The 17,249-nt window shown below is 42.6% G+C and carries 17 protein-coding genes; 7 read left to right on the top strand and 10 right to left on the bottom strand.

The genetic code is table 11. From position 1 onward, the window contains the following. Positions 1–31 precede the first annotated feature (31 nt). The 4 genes from A9J31_RS11190 to dnaJ all read left to right on the top strand — a co-directional run bounded on the left by A9J31_RS11190 (position 32) and on the right by dnaJ (position 6,015). Positions 32–1,141, top strand: coding sequence for an efflux RND transporter periplasmic adaptor subunit (locus A9J31_RS11190; RefSeq protein WP_067765695.1), 1,110 nt, complete (start codon positions 32–34; stop codon positions 1,139–1,141). Continuing rightward, positions 1,138–4,275 (top strand): efflux RND transporter permease subunit, encoded by a 3,138-nt coding sequence (locus A9J31_RS11185; protein ID WP_067765692.1) that lies wholly within the window; start codon positions 1,138–1,140, stop codon positions 4,273–4,275. The genes A9J31_RS11190 and A9J31_RS11185 overlap by 4 nt, the downstream gene beginning before the upstream one ends. Positions 4,276–4,408: 133 nt before the next feature. Beyond that, positions 4,409–4,786, top strand: coding sequence for a hypothetical protein (locus A9J31_RS11180; RefSeq protein ID WP_067765689.1), 378 nt, complete (start codon positions 4,409–4,411; stop codon positions 4,784–4,786). A gap of 107 nt (positions 4,787–4,893) precedes the next feature. Next, on the top strand, positions 4,894–6,015 hold the full coding sequence (dnaJ, locus tag A9J31_RS11175) for a molecular chaperone DnaJ (protein ID WP_067765686.1): 1,122 nt from the start codon (positions 4,894–4,896) through the stop codon (positions 6,013–6,015). 85 nt (positions 6,016–6,100) lie between these two features. Here dnaJ and A9J31_RS11170 read toward each other — a convergent pair whose 3' ends face one another. After that, the gene (locus tag A9J31_RS11170; RefSeq protein WP_067765683.1) at positions 6,101–7,744 is read right to left on the bottom strand and encodes a PglL family O-oligosaccharyltransferase; all 1,644 of its coding nucleotides are present in this window, start codon (positions 7,742–7,744) and stop codon (positions 6,101–6,103) included. Between the two features lie 219 nt (positions 7,745–7,963). Here A9J31_RS11170 and dapB point away from each other — a divergent pair, with 219 nt between their 5' ends. Both dapB and A9J31_RS11160 read left to right on the top strand, forming a co-directional pair. Then, positions 7,964–8,785, top strand: a complete 822-nt coding sequence (gene dapB, locus A9J31_RS11165) for a 4-hydroxy-tetrahydrodipicolinate reductase (protein ID WP_067765680.1) — start codon at positions 7,964–7,966, stop codon at positions 8,783–8,785. 58 nt (positions 8,786–8,843) lie between these two features. Next, the gene (locus A9J31_RS11160; protein ID WP_067765676.1) at positions 8,844–9,485 is read left to right on the top strand and encodes an START domain-containing protein; all 642 of its coding nucleotides are present in this window, start codon (positions 8,844–8,846) and stop codon (positions 9,483–9,485) included. Positions 9,486–9,488: 3 nt separating this feature from the next. On the opposite strand, the gene A9J31_RS11155 is transcribed toward A9J31_RS11160, so the two are convergent. Further along, positions 9,489–9,941, bottom strand: a complete 453-nt coding sequence (locus tag A9J31_RS11155) for a hypothetical protein (RefSeq protein ID WP_067765671.1) — start codon at positions 9,939–9,941, stop codon at positions 9,489–9,491. A gap of 101 nt (positions 9,942–10,042) precedes the next feature. Between A9J31_RS11155 and A9J31_RS11150 the strand changes: the two genes are divergently transcribed. Continuing rightward, entirely contained in the window at positions 10,043–11,476 is a 1,434-nt protein-coding gene (locus A9J31_RS11150) for an aminotransferase-like domain-containing protein (RefSeq protein WP_067765667.1), read from the top strand. An 11-nt stretch (positions 11,477–11,487) separates the two neighbouring features. Here the strand turns inward: A9J31_RS11150 and ahr are convergent, their stop codons facing one another. The 8 genes from ahr to bamJ all read right to left on the bottom strand — a co-directional run bounded on the left by ahr (position 11,488) and on the right by bamJ (position 17,249). Continuing rightward, entirely contained in the window at positions 11,488–12,513 is a 1,026-nt protein-coding gene (gene ahr / locus A9J31_RS11145) for an NADPH-dependent aldehyde reductase Ahr (RefSeq protein WP_067765663.1), read from the bottom strand. A 49-nt stretch (positions 12,514–12,562) separates the two neighbouring features. Further along, positions 12,563–13,117, bottom strand: a complete 555-nt coding sequence (locus A9J31_RS11140) for a DNA-3-methyladenine glycosylase I (protein ID WP_067765660.1) — start codon at positions 13,115–13,117, stop codon at positions 12,563–12,565. Between the two features lie 27 nt (positions 13,118–13,144). After that, the gene (locus A9J31_RS11135) at positions 13,145–13,390 is read right to left on the bottom strand and encodes a hypothetical protein (protein ID WP_067765657.1); all 246 of its coding nucleotides are present in this window, start codon (positions 13,388–13,390) and stop codon (positions 13,145–13,147) included. Between the two features lie 17 nt (positions 13,391–13,407). Further along, complete coding sequence (locus tag A9J31_RS11130) at positions 13,408–13,935, bottom strand: M23 family metallopeptidase (RefSeq protein ID WP_245668229.1); 528 nt, start codon at positions 13,933–13,935, stop codon at positions 13,408–13,410. Positions 13,936–14,002: 67 nt separating this feature from the next. Then, entirely contained in the window at positions 14,003–15,049 is a 1,047-nt protein-coding gene (mutY, locus tag A9J31_RS11125) for an A/G-specific adenine glycosylase (protein WP_067765654.1), read from the bottom strand. 136 nt (positions 15,050–15,185) lie between these two features. Next, positions 15,186–15,545, bottom strand: coding sequence for an HIT family protein (locus A9J31_RS11120; protein WP_067765651.1), 360 nt, complete (start codon positions 15,543–15,545; stop codon positions 15,186–15,188). Between the two features lie 72 nt (positions 15,546–15,617). After that, positions 15,618–16,379: a dienelactone hydrolase family protein gene (locus A9J31_RS11115; protein WP_483757037.1), complete on the bottom strand. Its 762-nt coding sequence runs from the start codon at positions 16,377–16,379 to the stop codon at positions 15,618–15,620. Positions 16,380–16,556: 177 nt separating this feature from the next. Next, entirely contained in the window at positions 16,557–17,249 is a 693-nt protein-coding gene (gene bamJ, locus A9J31_RS11110) for a BamJ family beta-barrel-assembly machinery protein (RefSeq protein ID WP_067765645.1), read from the bottom strand.

The raw sequence follows: 17,249 nt of genomic DNA, 5'->3' as shown, positions 1-17,249 counted from the left end.
TAAAAAATACTTTTTATTAAGAGCGAACTTCATGAGTACGATTAAGACCACAGTTGTCAGCATGATCATCGTTTGCAGTGTGACCTTATGGGGATGCAGCAAGGATAAAGCCCAAACTGAACAGGAAGTTCCATTTGTGATGGTGACTCAGCCGAGTGCAAGCCATTTTGAACAAAAAAGTTATGCAGGTGATGTGCAAGCCCGTCAGCAAACGGCATTGGCTTTTCGTGTCAGCGGACAAATTACCGAACGCTATGTCGAAGTTGGTGATCAAGTCCGAGTAGGGCAGGTCTTGGCAAAACTGGATGTCAAAGATGCACAATTACAACTCAATGCTGCGCAAGCACAGCTTGAAAGCGCACGTTCCGCAGCGCAAATTGCTGAAGATGAATTAAAGCGCTTCAAGCAATTGCTACCAGTCAATGCCGTGAGTCGCTCACAGTATGATGCAGTCGATAATCAGTACAAAGCTGCGCAGTCCAATTTAAAACAAGCACAATCTAACTATGATGTCAGTCGTAATCAAACCGGTTATAACCAATTAATCGCCAATAAAAATGGTGTGATTACTGAGCGTAATATTGAAATTGGCCAAGTGATTTCAGCCGGTCAGCCCGCCTATCAGTTGGCGATTGCCGGTGAACGTGAGGTGGTGATTGGGGTGCCGGAACAAGCTGTAACCGATATTAAAGCCGGGCAGGATGCCTGGGTCACTTTATGGTCTAAACCACAGGAAAAATTTGCTGCGTATGTGCGTGAAATTAGCCCTGCCGCAGATCAGTCGCGTACCTATAGTGTGAAAGTTGCACTGCGTGAGGGCAATAGCGCGATCCAATTGGGTCAAAGTGCCCGAGTCTTTTTAAACAAAGCACAGCACAACGTCATTCAAGTTCCGCTGTCGAGTGTGTCTGCAAGTGGTCAGCAGGCCTATGTGATGGTGGTGAATGCCGATCATACTGTGCGTAAAGTTCCGGTGACTTTGGGTGAATATGGCCGTGAAACCGTACCCGTATTGAGTGGTCTCAATCCAAATGATTATGTGGTGGTCGGCGGTGTGCATCTACTGCGTGAAAAACAAAAAATTAATCCAGTTGACCGTGAAAATCGTGCTGTCCAAATTTCTGGAGGCGCGAAATCATGAATTTTAACCTGTCAGAGTGGGCACTGAAAAATAAAGGCTTAATCCTCTATTTTATGATTTTACTGGGCATTATTGGCATCGTGTCGTATTCCAAATTGTCGCAGAGTGAAGACCCACCATTTACTTTTAAAGTCATGGTCATCCAAACTTATTGGCCTGGAGCAACAGCCAAAGAAGTCTCAATGCAGGTAACGGATCGTATTGAAAAGGAACTGATGACCACCGGGCAATATGAACGGATTATGGCCTATTCACGGCCGGGTGAGTCGATGGTGACATTTGTCGCTAAAGACAGCCTACGTTCACAGCAAGTTCCGGATGTTTGGTATACGGTACGTAAAAAGGTCAACGACATTAAACATCAATTGCCTTCTGGCGTGCAGGGACCATTTTTTAATGATGAGTTTGGCGATACTTTTGGCAACATTTATGTCTTGACCGGCAAAGACTTCGACTATGCCACTATGAAGGAATATGCCGACCGCTTACAACTGCAATTGCAACGGGTCAAAGATGTAGCCAAAGTGGATTTAATCGGGCTGCAAGACCAAAAAATTTGGATTGAAATTTCCAACACCAAAGCAACGCAGATGGGTGTGCCGATAACTGCCATTCAACAAGCCTTGCAGCAACAAAATACCGTAGCCAGTGCTGGATTCTTTGAAACCAACTCCGACCGTATTCAAGTTCGGGTCAGTGGCAATTTACAAAATATTGATGAACTGCGTCAGATGCCACTGTTGGTGAATGGTCGAACCATTCAACTGGGTGATGTAGCAGATGTCTATCGTGGCTTTAGTGATCCGCCGCAACCGCGTATGCGTTTTATGGGTGAAAATGGTTTAGGTATTGCCGTGTCGATGCGAAAGGGTGGTGACATTCTGTCTCTGGGCAAAAATCTTGAAACCGAGTTTGCTCGCCTGCAAAAAACTTTGCCTTTGGGTATGGAGCTGAAAAAAGTTTCTGATCAACCAGTGGCAGTGAAACGCAGTGTCAATGAGTTTATGAAAGTCTTGGCTGAAGCGGTCATTATTGTTTTGTTGGTCAGCTTTTTCTCATTGGGTTTTCGTACCGGACTGGTGGTCGCATTTTCCATTCCTTTAGTACTGGCAATGACCTTTGCCGGCATGCAAATGTTTGATGTTGGGCTGCACAAAATTTCTTTAGGTGCACTGATTTTAGCGCTGGGACTCTTAGTGGATGACGCCATTATTGCGATCGAGATGATGGCGATTAAGATGGAGCAGGGCTATACCCGACTGCAAGCCGCCGGTCATGCATGGAGGACTACGGCTTTTCCAATGTTGACCGGAACCTTAATCACCGCAGCAGGTTTTTTACCCATTGCGACAGCGGCATCAAGCACCGGTGAATACACCCGTTCAATTTTCCAAGTAGTGACTATTGCGCTCATTGTATCGTGGTTTGCAGCGGTGCTGTTTGTACCATATTTGGGTGATAAATTATTGCCTGATTTCAATAAAGATCTAATTCAAAAAGCACCGTGGTATCAGCGTTTGTGGGCACGTTTGCGTAAGCAACCAGAACCTCAGCCAACAGTGCATCATGCGGGCGAACAGCACGATCCTTATCAAACTCAGTTCTACCAACGCTTTCGCGGTTGGGTCAATACCTGCGTGACTTATCGTAAAACTGTCATTGCTGCGACGGTCGGCATTTTTGTGTTATCCATTTTGATGTTTAAAACTGTGCCACAGCAGTTTTTTCCACCGTCGAATCGCGCTGAAATTTTGGTGGATTTAAAACTGGAAGAAGGTGCTTCGCTGAAAGCCACTGAAGCCGCAGTGAAAAAAGTCGAAGCGTTCCTCTCGAAAAAACAGGGGATTGATAACTTTGTTGCTTATGTCGGAACGGGGTCGCCGCGTTTTTATTTACCTTTAGATCAGCAATTGCCCCAAGCAAGTTTTGCACAGTTTGTGGTGTTGGCTTCCTCTTTGGATGATCGCAATGAAATCCGTGAGTCATTGGCAGAAGAAATTCGTAAATTACTGCCTGAAGTGCGTACTCGTGTGTCGTTATTGGAAAATGGTCCACCTGTGGGTTATCCATTGCAGTTCCGTGTCTCAGGGGAGGATCTGACTTTAGTACGTGAATGGGCGCAACGTGTGTCTGCAACAGTCAGTGAAAACTCAAACACCACCAATGTGCATTTAGATTGGGGTGAGCCGAGTAAAGTCATTCAGTTGGATATTGACCAAGACCGTGCACGGCAAATGGGTGTGTCGAGTTTAGATTTGGCGAATTTTCTTAACAGTTCGATCAGTGGCGCAGTGATTAACCAATATCGTGAAAAGCGTGAATTGATTGAAATACGTATGCGTGGCGATCAGGCAGAGCGGCTGGATGTCGGTTCACTCAGTAGTTTGGCAGTACCGACCAGCAATGGCAGTTCAGTCCCCTTGGCTCAAATTGCAAAAATTGAATATCGCTTTGAAGAAGGCTTGATATGGCATCGTAACCGTTTGCCAACCATTACGGTGCGTGGGGATATTCGCAGTAAATTACAGCCTGCTACAGTCGTTGGTGAGTTAAAAGAGCCATTTGATCAGTTACGTGCTGAGATGCCAAATGGTTATTTACTTGAAGTAGGCGGTACAGTTGAAGAATCGGCGCGAGGTCAAAACTCAGTGAATGCGGGCATGCCACTCTTCCTTGCAGTGGTCATGACTTTATTAATGATTCAGCTGCGTAGCATTTCACGCGCAGTGATTGTGTTTTTAACAGCGCCACTGGGTATTATTGGTGTAGTGCTGTTCCTATTATTGTTTAATAAACCTTTTGGTTTTGTGGCGATGCTGGGCACAATCGCGCTGTCAGGTATGATCATGCGAAATTCACTGATTTTAATTGATCAGATTGAGCAAGATATTCAGTCGGGGGAGTCTGCATGGGATGCCATTATTAATGCCACAGTGCGCCGTTGTCGTCCAATTGTGTTGACCGCTTTGGCTGCGGTACTGGCAATGATTCCACTTTCTCGTAGTATTTTCTTCGGGCCGATGGCAGTTGCCATTATGGGCGGTTTGATCGTGGCGACGCTGTTGACGCTCTTCTTTTTACCAGCATTGTATGCGCAGTGGTTTAAAGTGAAAAAAACTCAGCAGAATCCTTAAAACTGTCATAATATTGGGTGCGAAATATGGAATTTTTCTCTATAGTAGCACCTGATCTACAAAGACATTTTTAAAAAGTAAAAAAGCCACAAATGAAGTTCGGTATATTGTGGTTTATGGGGTTGAAGAACAGATGACAGCAGACAATCTAGCCAAGTATCGCCGTTATGTTGCGATTTCTTATGTCTTCATGTTTTTTGCCCTTTTCACATTGATTAGTGGTGTTTTTGCCTACTTTCTTGCACGTAAAGTCACTCAAATTGATTCTGCTGAAGTTTGGTTGCAAGCCCAAGCACTCTGGGTGATGCGTACGGTGGTCATTTATACCTGTATGGCTGTGTTTGCAGCACTCTGGTTTATTCCTTTATTTTTCTACTATTGGGATACTTACCTATGGGTAACCGCATGTACAGTTATTGGCGTGGTTTTTTCTGGCATTGCATTTCTATATTTGCTCAATGCTTGGATCCAAGGTCTTTCAAAATTCGTTAAAAACAAAGCGGTATTTTAAGCCGTTTAAATTTTTTTCCCACATTCCCCTTGAAAAAATGGTTTGATCCCCCAATTTCAGACCACAGTTAAGTATTAAATTGAATTCCGTGAGGAGCATCGCCAGACATGGCTAAACGTGATTATTATGAGGTTTTAGGCGTATCTAAAACCGCAGGTGATGATGAAATTAAAAAAGCCTACCGTAAGTTGGCGATGAAGTATCACCCTGACCGTAACCCAGACAACCCAGAAGCTGAAGAAAAATTCAAAGAAGCTGCAGAAGCTTATGAAGTTTTATCGGACAGCGAAAAGCGCAGTATGTATGACCGTATGGGGCATCAAGCGTTTGAAGGTGGTATGGGCGGTGGTGCAGGTGGCTTCGGCGGTGGTTTTAGCGCAGAAGACATTTTCAGCCAATTTGGTGACATTTTCGGTGGCGCATTTGGTGGCGGTGGTGGCCGCGGTCAACAACGTGCACGTCGTGGTTCAGATCTTCGATATGTTATGGAATTGACCCTTGAAGAAGCGGTAAAAGGCGTTAAAAAAACCATTACCTTTACTGCTCCAGCACCGTGTGACGCATGTGATGGAAAGGGTTCAAAAAATCCGAAAGACGTTGAAACCTGTAAAACTTGTCATGGTGCGGGTCAAGTTCGCATGCAACAAGGTTTCTTCTCTGTACAGCAAACCTGTAGTACTTGTCGTGGTCAAGGCCAAATCATTAAGAACCCTTGTAACAAGTGTCATGGTTCAGGTGTTGCCGATCGTCAGCAAACTCTAGAAGTCACAATTCCTGCGGGTGTGGATAATGGCGACCGCGTACGTTTAAGTGGAAAAGGTGAAGCCATTCGTGATGGCCAATCTGGCGACTTATATGTAGAAGTGGTTGTTCGTGAGCACGAAATTTTCCAACGTGATGGTGCAGATCTGTATATGGATGTACCGGTTTCAATTGCAGATGCCGCTTTAGGTAAAGAAATTGAGATTCCAACTTTGGAAGGTCGTGTAAGTTTGAAAGTGCCTGAGGGTACACAAACGGGTAAATTATTCCGCTTACGTGGAAAAGGGGTGAAGCCTGTACGTACCAGCATGACGGGTGATTTACTGTGCCGTATTGTGGTGGAAACACCAGTGAATTTAACTGCACGTCAACGTGAGTTGTTAAAAGAACTGCAAGATACAATGGATGGCGATGACAACAAATCATCACCGAAGAAAAAATCATTCTTCGACCGTTTGTTTGACTAAGTTGAAATGAAATGGACAGTATGTAAAAACTGTCCTGATTCAAATAAAAAAGCCTGCTGAAAAGCAGGCTTTTTTATTGATCAAATTATTGGTGAGTAGCGGTTATAGGTGGAAGTAAATCTTCGTAAGGCATATCGATTTTATAAATAGTTTTTAAACGTTGTAGCTGATGGCGAGCTTCAGCTTCATAGCCATTAAAAGCCAATAAACGTGCATATTTAATGATGTGGTATTTGGCTGGATAACTACGCACCAATTTATCTGTTTCTTGTAGGGTTTGTGCCGAAACTTTTTGATATGGATTTAAGCGAATGATCGCAACACGATGTTTAAATTCGGTCAGTAAATAAATTGGCTCATGATTGGTGATCTTTTCAGGGCTCTTTTCATATTTAGAGGCTTGTCCTAACTGGATCGCTGCATTGGCATAGTCACGGTAAATCACAGTGATTAAAATGGCACCCACCATAAACACGATACGTATGAACCACGGTGATAATTGAAAAGCTGAAGTGTTCAGCTTACCAGCTTGCAAAATCCCGATAATAAAACCGATCGGTAACAGGAAGTAAGCGTAGTTTTGCGGAAATTCCAACATGGCATGAATGACAAATACGCCGACCATGAGTAGCCCAATGACCGACAAGGCAGACTTTGCCATTTTCTGGAGTTGGATGCCCCAATAAGCAAAATAAGCCAAAAATGGAATACCAATAATCGCGCCATTCCACAATAAAAAGTCTAAGATGAAATTGTGCGCACTACGCACCCAAACCGGGCCTGGTACAGTATCTGAAATGGCAACAAACGCAGTACTGGTTTGATGCCAACCATAACCAAACCAAGGCTGTGCAGCAACGGCATGGGCCATTTGTGTCCAAATTGCCAACCGCGACATATCTCCACCAGCACGTTGTGCAATATCACGACTTTCCTGAATATTCATGTCGGATAGTTGGATTATCATTTGGCTCAGCTTCGGCATCAACACAATCAGCGCGATAAAGCCAATAAACCACGCCAAGCTATAAAACCAACGTAAGCGAATAAAATCGCGATATTGTGCATAAGCCAAGTAAAGTAAAATACAGAGGCTTGCGACCCAAGAGGTACGTGATTGGCTTAAGGCAATACCAATTAAAATAGGTATGGCAGCAGCCACCAAGTAACGAGTCTTCACTTTGCCTTGCTCATATAGATATAAGCAAGCCAATAATGCCATCAGCAAGAAGGTCGCCATATTATTAGGTTGAGCAAAATTGGCAAAAGGACGAGTTGTACCACTGATTTTCATGACAAATGGTAAGAACGAATCGAAGTCTAACCACTGACAAATCGCTATCAGTCCGGTCAGAACACCAGAAGCCACAAAGGTATAACTTAAATAAAGGAATGTTTTCTCACGATCTACTGTAGTTCGAGACAAGCTAAAGCCCAAATTAACGCACAGCCAAAAGCTAAACACAAACAGCATGCACAGGAGCGCAATGCTGAAATAGTAGATTTGCCCTAACATCAGCTGCATCAACGGAACGGCAGCTAAAACCAACAAGGGTAAAGAAATTTTTGCGACATCTAGCTTTTGTTTGAAGAAGGTAGCAGCTAAAGCAAACAGTGCAAAAAAGGTATAAAGCTCACCCGTGTAGGTTGCCCAAGGACGGTAATGAATCGGAATTAGCCATGCCAATGCAATACATATAGCAGCACAAAGATACAGTAGGGTTTTCATGAAAATTCAGGATAAAAAGAACGCGCCTATCATACCGTGAAATTGAGCGAGCTTGGTGATGTAAGCGTCAAACAGACTGAAAAGCGATGGACATACAGTGCGTATAGTATTGACTGTAAAAGCATCAGGAAATTTGAACTTTTTATGAATTCTAACTTAGCCTGTGTATGGAGTTTTGCTATAGTAAGACCAATTTTGAATCAACATTAGGAAAATGTTATGTCAGCTTCTCCACGCATTGGTGTATTAGGTGCAGGCGGTCGTATGGGACGCATCTTAATTCAAGCAGTTCAGCAAGCGGGCTATCAATTGGCTGCTGCAGTAGAACGTCCTGAAAGCAGCTTAATTGGTGCAGATGCTGGTGAGCTTGCTGGCATTGGTGCAGTGGGTGTGAAGGTTGTCGGTAACTTGGCTGATGTACTGAAAGACTGTGATGTGGTCATCGACTTTACTGCACCTGTTGCAACAGCACAGCATTTAAAATTATGCCGTGAAGCGGGTGTTGCAATTGTGATTGGTACGACGGGTATGAATGATGAGCAAAAAGCTTATCTAGATGAAACAGCAACAGAAACCCCAGTAGTCTATGCAGCGAACTATTCGGTCGGTGTAAACGTTTCGATCAAACTACTTGAACTTGCATCAAAAGTATTTGGCGACACAGTAGATATTGAAGTGATTGAAGCCCATCATCGTCATAAAGTCGATGCTCCATCAGGTACAGCGTTAATGTGGGGCGAAGCCATTGCCGATACTTTAGGGCGTGACTTAAAACAAGATGCCGTGTATTGCCGCGAAGGTCATACTGGTCCACGTGAACGTCAAACTATTGGTTTCCAAACGATTCGTGGTGGCGACATTGTCGGTGAACATACTGCGATGTTTATTGCTGATGGTGAACGTGTGGAAATTACCCATAAAGCGACCAATCGTATGAACTTTGCAGCCGGTGCTGTTCGTGCCGCAGCATGGGTTGTGGGTCGTGATGCACGTAAATATGATATGAAAGATGTATTGGGCTTTAACGATATTGAGGTATAAACCTCCGTTAAATTCCGTTATAACAACAAAATAAAATTAAAATAAGACGATCAATGGAATGAAAAAAGTCATATGTATGCTTTGTACTGTCGCAGTGACTGCGGCAGTACAAGCGAAACCAATGGATAATGCTAAACTGAGTATTCATAAAAACAATATTAAAGTTTGGACTTATCAAAATGAACAAAACCCAGTCATTCAATACAAAGCTGAAACCAGTTTTGATGTGCCGATGGAAAATGCGGTCAGTTTGGTTTTAGATGTGGAAAATGCAGTGAAATGGGTACCTTATATGGGTAGCGTAAAAGTACTGTCCCGAGATGACAAAAAAGGTGAATTTACGCTGTACATGGTTTTGGATTTTCCTTTTCCGTTAAAAGACCGTGACTTAGTTGTGCAGGGTAAAATACGCAAAGATGCACAGGGCAATATCAGTATTCAAAACAAAGGCCTTAAAAAAGGCTATCCACTTCATCCGAATTATGTACGTTTAACTGAATATGAAGGTGATTGGACCTTCCAACGTTTAAGTAATCAAAAAGTGAAAGTATCGACTTCAGGATATGCGAATCCTGAAGGGTCGATTCCACTCAGCTTTGTGAATATGTTCGTACAGCAACAGCCCTATCAAATGCTGCAAAAAATGAAAGTGCAACTGGCAACTTATAAACCAATAGCACTTCATGACGTTTTAAAATAAAAGCTATCTTTGCAAATTCGGTCGTGATGTTTCAGCCAATGAAAAAGCAGTCAGCTGTTTAAGCTGTTGAGGTTCTGGTAGTTCAATACTCAGCAGGGTTTCTAGCTGGTTGTCAGCTTTTTGTGGATCATGCAACTTAATTTGAATTTGGCGTGACGGGGTCTGTTGACAGGCAAAGCGTAACTTCGCTTGTTGGGGCGTCAAATTTAAGTTGTTACTGTGTTGAGCTGAATAGACATAGATTTTTTGCTGTAGATTACCAGCTGCTAAGGGTAGGATCTGTCTTAATTTATATTCATTCAGCTTTTGGGCATTGAGAAAGCCTTCAATCAATGCATTACAAACGAAATTTTGCTGCTGTTCTGCCACAGTTTGCGCATCTTGCTGACAGGCACTCAATAAAAATGTAGTGATGACAACGCTGCCCAAAGTAAATTTTGTAAGTTTGAAAGCCATACATCCTCCTCTGTATTTTTTGATTTTTAACTGAATAAGCACAGCTTAAATCTGTTATTTTTATGGGTACAGATACAGAAAATATTAAAAATAGGGTACAGATGGCATTTCAATATCAAAGCTTAGCGGCAAGCATGGCGCATAAAATATATAGCGGTGAACTTATCGCAGGGCAGCGCCTCAATTCGCTTCGTCAATTTGCTCAAAAGCAAGGTATTAGTTTGAATACCGCAAAAAATTGTTATGAGTTGCTCGAGGCACAAGGTCTGATTTATGCGCAAAATAAGGCAGGCTATTTTGTAAAATGGCAGCAGCTCGCTAACCCGTATGATCACTTAGCATTACCAGAGCATCCAGATTTTCAACCTGCATCGCGTGATGTGTCGCATTTAGAATTACAAATTCAGATTCAAGAAGATGCTATCAATAATCAATTGATTCATCTTGGTTCCATTCAACTCTCACCGAATTTGATTCCTACTGAAGCCTTGCGTCGTTCTGTGCAGCGTGCGCTCAAACATTGTAAGCCCGAAGATTTTCTTTATAGTGATCGACAAGGACATCCAATACTGCGTGAAGCATTATCAGCGCATTGGGCTGAAGACGGTTTTCATATTGCAGCTGAACAAATCTATATCAGTAATGGCTGCATGCCCGCACTTTCGACGATTATTCAAACTATAACTGAACCTGGTGACAGCATTATTGTGCCGACACCGAATTATAATGGTCAGTTGCAATTGCTCGCTTTATTAAAACGTAAAATCATTGAAATACCTGCAGATAGTAATGGCTTTGATTTAGAACGTTTAGCCCAAGCCATGCAACAACCCCATGCAAAAGCATGCTTATTGACAGCAAATTTTCAAAATCCTTTGGGTTTTTGTTTAAGTAATCAAGAGAAAGAAAAAATTGCACAATTGGCGGCGCAGTATCAATGTCCAGTGATTGAGGATGATATTTATGCCGAGTGCAGTCATGCGCAGCAGCGACCTTTACCCATTCAATATTGGGATCAACACGGATATGTGGTGTATTGTGGTTCGGTCTCGAAATCGTTGTCACCTTCTTATCGGGTGGGCTGGTTTTGCCTACCGACGCGGCTTAAACATTTACATGCGCGGCTACTTATTCAAAATGTTTTGGTGAATACACCGCTGCAATTGGGTTTGGCCGATTTAATTTACAGTCGCGCTTATCGTCAGCATTTAACGGCGTTAAAACCTAAACTGCATGAGCAAGTGCAGCAATATCGTGATTTTATTGCCCATGCATTTGAAGGTGTGGAGATCCGTTTGAATCAGCCACAGGGAAGTTATGCTCTCTGGTTGCAATTACCCGCGCAGATTGACAGTTGGGATCTGTATTGTTTTGCCCAGCAGCACGGTATTAACATTGTGCCGGGACTGTTGTTTGGTGGTGCAGATCGTTACCGTAACTGTATTCGCCTGAATGCAGGACATGAACTGTCTGAACAGATACAACAGGCGATCCAGTTATTGGCCAATTGGGTTAAAAAGACTTTAAAAATTTGATTTGAATAGCGTTAATCAAAATCAGCTTTAAGCACAACACGATAACGCACTTGGCCTGAATGTAAGCGTTCAATGGCTTCATTCACTTGTGACATTGGGAACAGTTCAATCTGTGGCGCAATATTTTGACGTGCGGCAAATTTCAGAAGTTGACGCAGTGCGGCAGGCGATCCAGTTGAAGAACCGGTGACTGATTTAGCACCGCTAATCAACATACCCGCAGGAATCTGCATTGGCTCTAGTGCAAGTCCGAGCATATGTACACTGCCATTTGGTGCGAGTGTAGATAGATAGGCTTGCCAGTCTAAAGTGACATTTACTGTACTTAAAATTAAATCAAACGTGCCACGATGTGCCTTAAGTGCAGCCGTGTCACGACTACTGAGCACATGGTCTGCACCCATGGTTTTGAGTTCGTCAGTTTTATCAAGACTTGAGGTAAATGCGGTAATTTCACAGCCCCATGCTTTCAATAACTTAATTGCCATATGACCTAAGCCGCCAATCCCAATCACTGCAACGTGATGAATGGCTTGAATCTGGTGCTGCAAAATTGGATCAAATACGGTAATGCCACCGCATAGAAGTGGGCCTGCACTCACAGGATCTAAATCATCAGGGAGGGGAATCACCCATTGCCAACCTGCACGGACTTTATCTGCAAAACCACCTGCGTGTCCCACGATGGTCGCCGTTTTTCCACCCGTGCACTGTACTTGCTGCCCTGAGATGCAGGGATCACAGTGTTGACAGCTTTCAGCAGTCCAACCAATCCCAACACGTTGACCTAGTTTTAGGCCTTTGGCTTCACTACCAAGTTGTGTGATCGTTCCGATAATTTCATGGCCTGGGATTGCAGGATAGACTGAGGATTTCCAGTCATTTTGGATAATTGAAACATCTGAATGACATAAACCACAGTACTCAACTTTGACTTCAACTTGATGGGCTTGTAGTTCGCCTGCATCAAATTGATAGGGAACCAATGCTTCACCGGCATTCATTGCCGCAAAAGCACGAATTAAATTGTCACTCATTGTCTTTAGTCCTTATTAATCTATGAATACTCTAAATTTATTTGTTTAACTATTTAAATTCACAATGATTTTCATGGTCGTTTACCATACCAATTGCTTGCATGAATGCATAGCAAGTGGTGGGGCCTACAAATTTGAAGCCGTGTTTTTTTAAGGCTTTAGATAGGCTTTGACTCTGCACAGTTTGTGCGGGAGCAGCACGATAATCTGCGACATCATTATGTTGAACTGTATTATTAACAAATGACCATAACCACTGTACCGGATCAATCCCTTGCTCTTTAATACTTTGCCAAGCTTTGGCATTATCACGTATAGCAGCTAATTTTCCGATATGTCGAATGAGTCCAGCATCTTTTAATTTTTCTTGTAATTGTACTTCAGTCAATGCAGCAATATCGGCTATAGCATGCTGAAAAAAATGTTGACGGTAGCAGTCACGTTTTTTGAGTACGGTAATCCAAGATAGGCCAGCTTGTTGTCCTTCAAGACACAACATTTCAAATAAGTGTGTTTCATCATGATTGGCTATTCCCCATTCATGATCATGGTAATGAATGTATAAAGGGTCTTCAGAGCACCAACCACAGCGTTGTTTTGTCATGTCCAGTGCTCCTGTGACAACTGAAACTTAAATTTTAAACTCAGTCCATTGATCACTTTTATTATCCCAATAGGACAGGGTGGCTTGTCCTAAATCGGCAAATTGAATCCATACATCTTTGCCAGATTTGTCTGCGTAACCTGTGCTAATCAGCAGGGCTTCTTCAGTAATCTCCATGATCCAGCCCTGATGTGACTGACCATTAAGACTAATTTTTTGTTGATTGCCTGATTCTGCAAATTCCACCAGACGATTGATCAACGCTTCTGACATGTAAGATTCCTAAAAAATTAACGTAAATATGGATAAGGGTTTACCGCATTTCGACCCTTACCATTTAAGTAAATGCCATAGTGTAAATGCGGTGCGGTATGGCGTGCGTTTCCAGTGTTACCCACATAACCAATCACATCGCCTTTTTTGACATAGTCGCCGACCTGTAAACCACGTTTGTGGCCATCAAGGTGCGCATAATAGTGCCATGAACCAGCAGGCCCCATAATCCATATCACTTTACCACCCAAATTGTTATTACGTAAGTCGGCAACTAAACCTTCTGTAGTACTCAATACTTTTGTTCCACGTGGAACTATAATATCAATGCCTTCATGGCTGCGACCTTGACTGCGTGCTGCACCCCAAGTGTCTTTAAGTTGACTACGTTTAACTTGATGAACGGGTACAGGAAGCTGATTAGCCAAGCGCATTTGTTGCAACTTTTTCACTTCCGCAGCAGGAAGGCTTGAAGAGGGTGCTTTTTTAGGTGCTGAGGTACAGGCAGAAAGTAGGGCTAAAAACAAACTGGTTACAGTGCCAATGACAAGGCGGCTAACAGACACTTTTTGAATCACAAATATCCCTATTCGTTATTTAAATCGAGTCTGACTATGGCACAGATACGGCCGAGCTTTCTAGCGCAGAAATGAGTTTTTTCATTGCAGTGGGTATTCCTAACTGTGTTGCAGCAGTTGGACTTAACCACTGACCTTGTAGCTCAATTGAAATATGTTCTTTTTGATCATCGCTTGCTTTGAAACATAATGCTTCAAGTTGCCAAGTAAAATGGGTAAAGCTATGTGAAATCTCGACCCGTTGTGGCAACGCGGTTAAGCCTAAAGTTTGCGCTTGCTGTTGTAAGGCTGCAAGCTCATCAAAAATAGGTAAACACCATAAACCGCCCCATAAGCCACTGTCTGGACGTTGTAGCCAAAACCATTCATCTTGAGATTGGATTAATAAGACTTTTGCTGAACGAATAGGAACAGCTTTTTTCGGTTTTTTAAAAGGAAGGTCTGCTTCAATACCTTGTTGATGTGCTTTGCAATGCTGTTGCATTGGGCAATATAGGCATAGTGGTTTTTTGGGGGTACAGATGGTAGCTCCCAAGTCCATGATGGCTTGAGTATAGTCATGATTGCGTTCAACAGGGCAAAGCTCATCTGCTAATTTCCACATTTCACGTTCATACATCGGTTTAGATAAGTCATCTTCAATGGCAAAAAATCGTGACAGTACACGTTTCACATTACCATCCATAATCACGCCATATTGGCGTAAACCCAGTGACATTAAGGCACCACCAGTAGATGGCCCGATACCAGGAAGTTCTATCCATTCAGCTAAAGATTTTGGAAAATGTCCCTGCCGTGCAACAATTCCTGCTGCTTTATGTAAATTACGTGCACGTGCATAATAGCCAAGTCCAGCCCAATAGGGTGCGACATCATCCCAAGAAGCCATACCAAGGTCGTTTACAGTTGGAAAGCGTGTGATGAAACGGTTAAAATATTGTAAAACCGTTTTGACTTGGGTTTGCTGCAACATAATTTCCGATACCCACACTTTGTACGGATCATCTGCAACTTGCCACGGTAAATCATGGCGACCATGGATATCAAACCATTCAAGCAGGGCATCTGAAAATTTAAACATGAAACAACATCGAAACTAAAATCTGAGCATAGTATACATGCTTTGAGTTGGTGCTTTAGCGTACATAGCTTGCTTAGACTACAAGATTTAGAGCATTTAAAAGGAGCCGAAGCTCCTTTTAAAAGTGGGTTATGGTTTAATTTTCAAAACCCCAACGTGAGTCAAGTGCTAGTTTTTGATTGTCATAGCGTGGAATGATGTGAATATGCACATGGGCTGTTTCCTCACCAAAAACATGACCATCATTGAAACCGATATGAAAGCCTGTAGGTTGATATTTTAAATTCAGCTCATTACGTGCCTGTTCAAGCAGCGACATCAGACTTTTACGTTCTTTGTCGGTCACATCAAAAAAAGAACTGACATGTCGAAGGGGAACGATGACACTATGACCCTTCGACAAGCTATGAGGCTCAGGAAGCACAACACCAAAATCATTTTTTGCAAGAACGTCATATTCGTCGAAGTTGCAATATGGGCAATTGAGTTCTGTCATCTTTATCTCCTCGTTTATTTTTTGAATTTGAAACTTTATTTCATCACTTTTTATTTATTAACCAGATACTGATTAAACTTTTAAAGTTCGATCCAGTAATTCATACATCGCATTTAAGCTTTGTTGCTCTGCTGCTGCGTTATAGCCTAAATCGACATTATTCGCTTTTGCACGTTCATCAGCCAAAGGGTTGCTAAATCCATGCTTGGCATCGGCATACACGATGACATTATGGTTCACACCCGCAGCATGCATTTCTTCACGGAAACTCGCCACATCATCCAGTGTTACCATAGAGTCGAGTTCACCATGTTGCACCAAAAGCTCGGCTTGGACTTGGCCAGTTTGAGCCGGTGTTGCTGTTGCCAAGGTCGCATGAAATGTGACCACAGCATCTAGTTCTGCTCCTGAACGTGCGAGGTCTAAGACCACTTTACCGCCAAAACAAAAACCGATTGCTCCGAGTTTAGCTGCATTTACTTCAGATTGCTGTGCCAAAGTGGTTAAAGCGGCAGACGCACGGGTCACAATTGTGTCTGCATGATCAAAGGTTTGCATCATCCATTCATAAGCTTGTTTCGCATCTGTAGTAACTTTTTTGTCACCATACATGTCCAGTGCTAAAGCTGCATAGCCATGTTCAGCCAATTCACGAGCACGTTGTTCGGTATATTCATTACGTCCCCACCACTCAGGTGAAACCAATACACCTGCAACGGGTTCAGATGTTTCAGGCGTGGCAAAATAGCCAATCAGTTTTGTGCCATCTGCAGCAGTATATTCAATTTCGCGTGTTTTGATTTTGACGGTCATGTTTAAATCCCTGTAAGACAATGGAACGTTTGAATGCTTAGAAATTAAAGCATAAATAGCAAAAATGATTTATCTAAATCTATGATGGCAATGTGAAATTTTGATGATTGAAAATAAATAAAGAAAGTGGAAATTAAATAATTGAGCATTGGGCGTGATCAGTTGATCATTACGCCCAGTTTAAACATTTTTAGAATTTTATTTATTCACAACTTCGATGAGTTCAACATCAAAGATGAGTGTACTGTTTGGCTCAATGACATCGCCTGAGCCAATTTGTCCATAAGCTAAATTCGCAGGAATAAAGAAGCGATATTTTGCTCCTTCTTTCATCAGTTGTAGGCCTTCAGTCCAACCTTGTATCACTTGGCTCACTTGGAACATAGCAGGTTGGTTACGTGCGATAGAACTATCAAATACCGTATTGTCCAAAAGACGACCTTCATAATGTACTTTGACCGTTGAATTGGCTTTTGGCGTTTTCCCTTTACCTTGTTGAATCACTTGATACTGTAAGCCAGATTTTGTGATTTGAATGCCGGGCTTTTTCGTATTTTCACTTAGGAAAGCATTGCCAATTTTTGCATTTGCATCAGCTTTTTGCTTCAGCTCAATGAGTTGTTTTGCTTCAGCTTGCTTTTTATATTGGGTTAAGGCACGTGTCATTTCTTCATCGCTGAGCGACGACACTTGACCTTTGGATGCTGCTTTTAATCCTGAAACAAAAGCATCAATATCGAGATCTTTAATAGATTCGGCATTACTGCGACCCATTAAATAGCCAAAGCTATAACCGACTTGCTCTGCGGCGCTACTTTTATTATTAACGTCTTTGGCAAAGGTGCTACTTGTGCACAGTGCTAAACACAATAAACCCAGTCCTAATTTCAT

This window comes from Acinetobacter gandensis (assembly GCF_001678755.1).
GTDB lineage: Bacteria > Pseudomonadota > Gammaproteobacteria > Pseudomonadales > Moraxellaceae > Acinetobacter > Acinetobacter gandensis.
The sequence above is the reverse complement of the archived record's forward strand: the minus strand, read 5'-3'. Positions and strand labels throughout refer to the sequence as shown.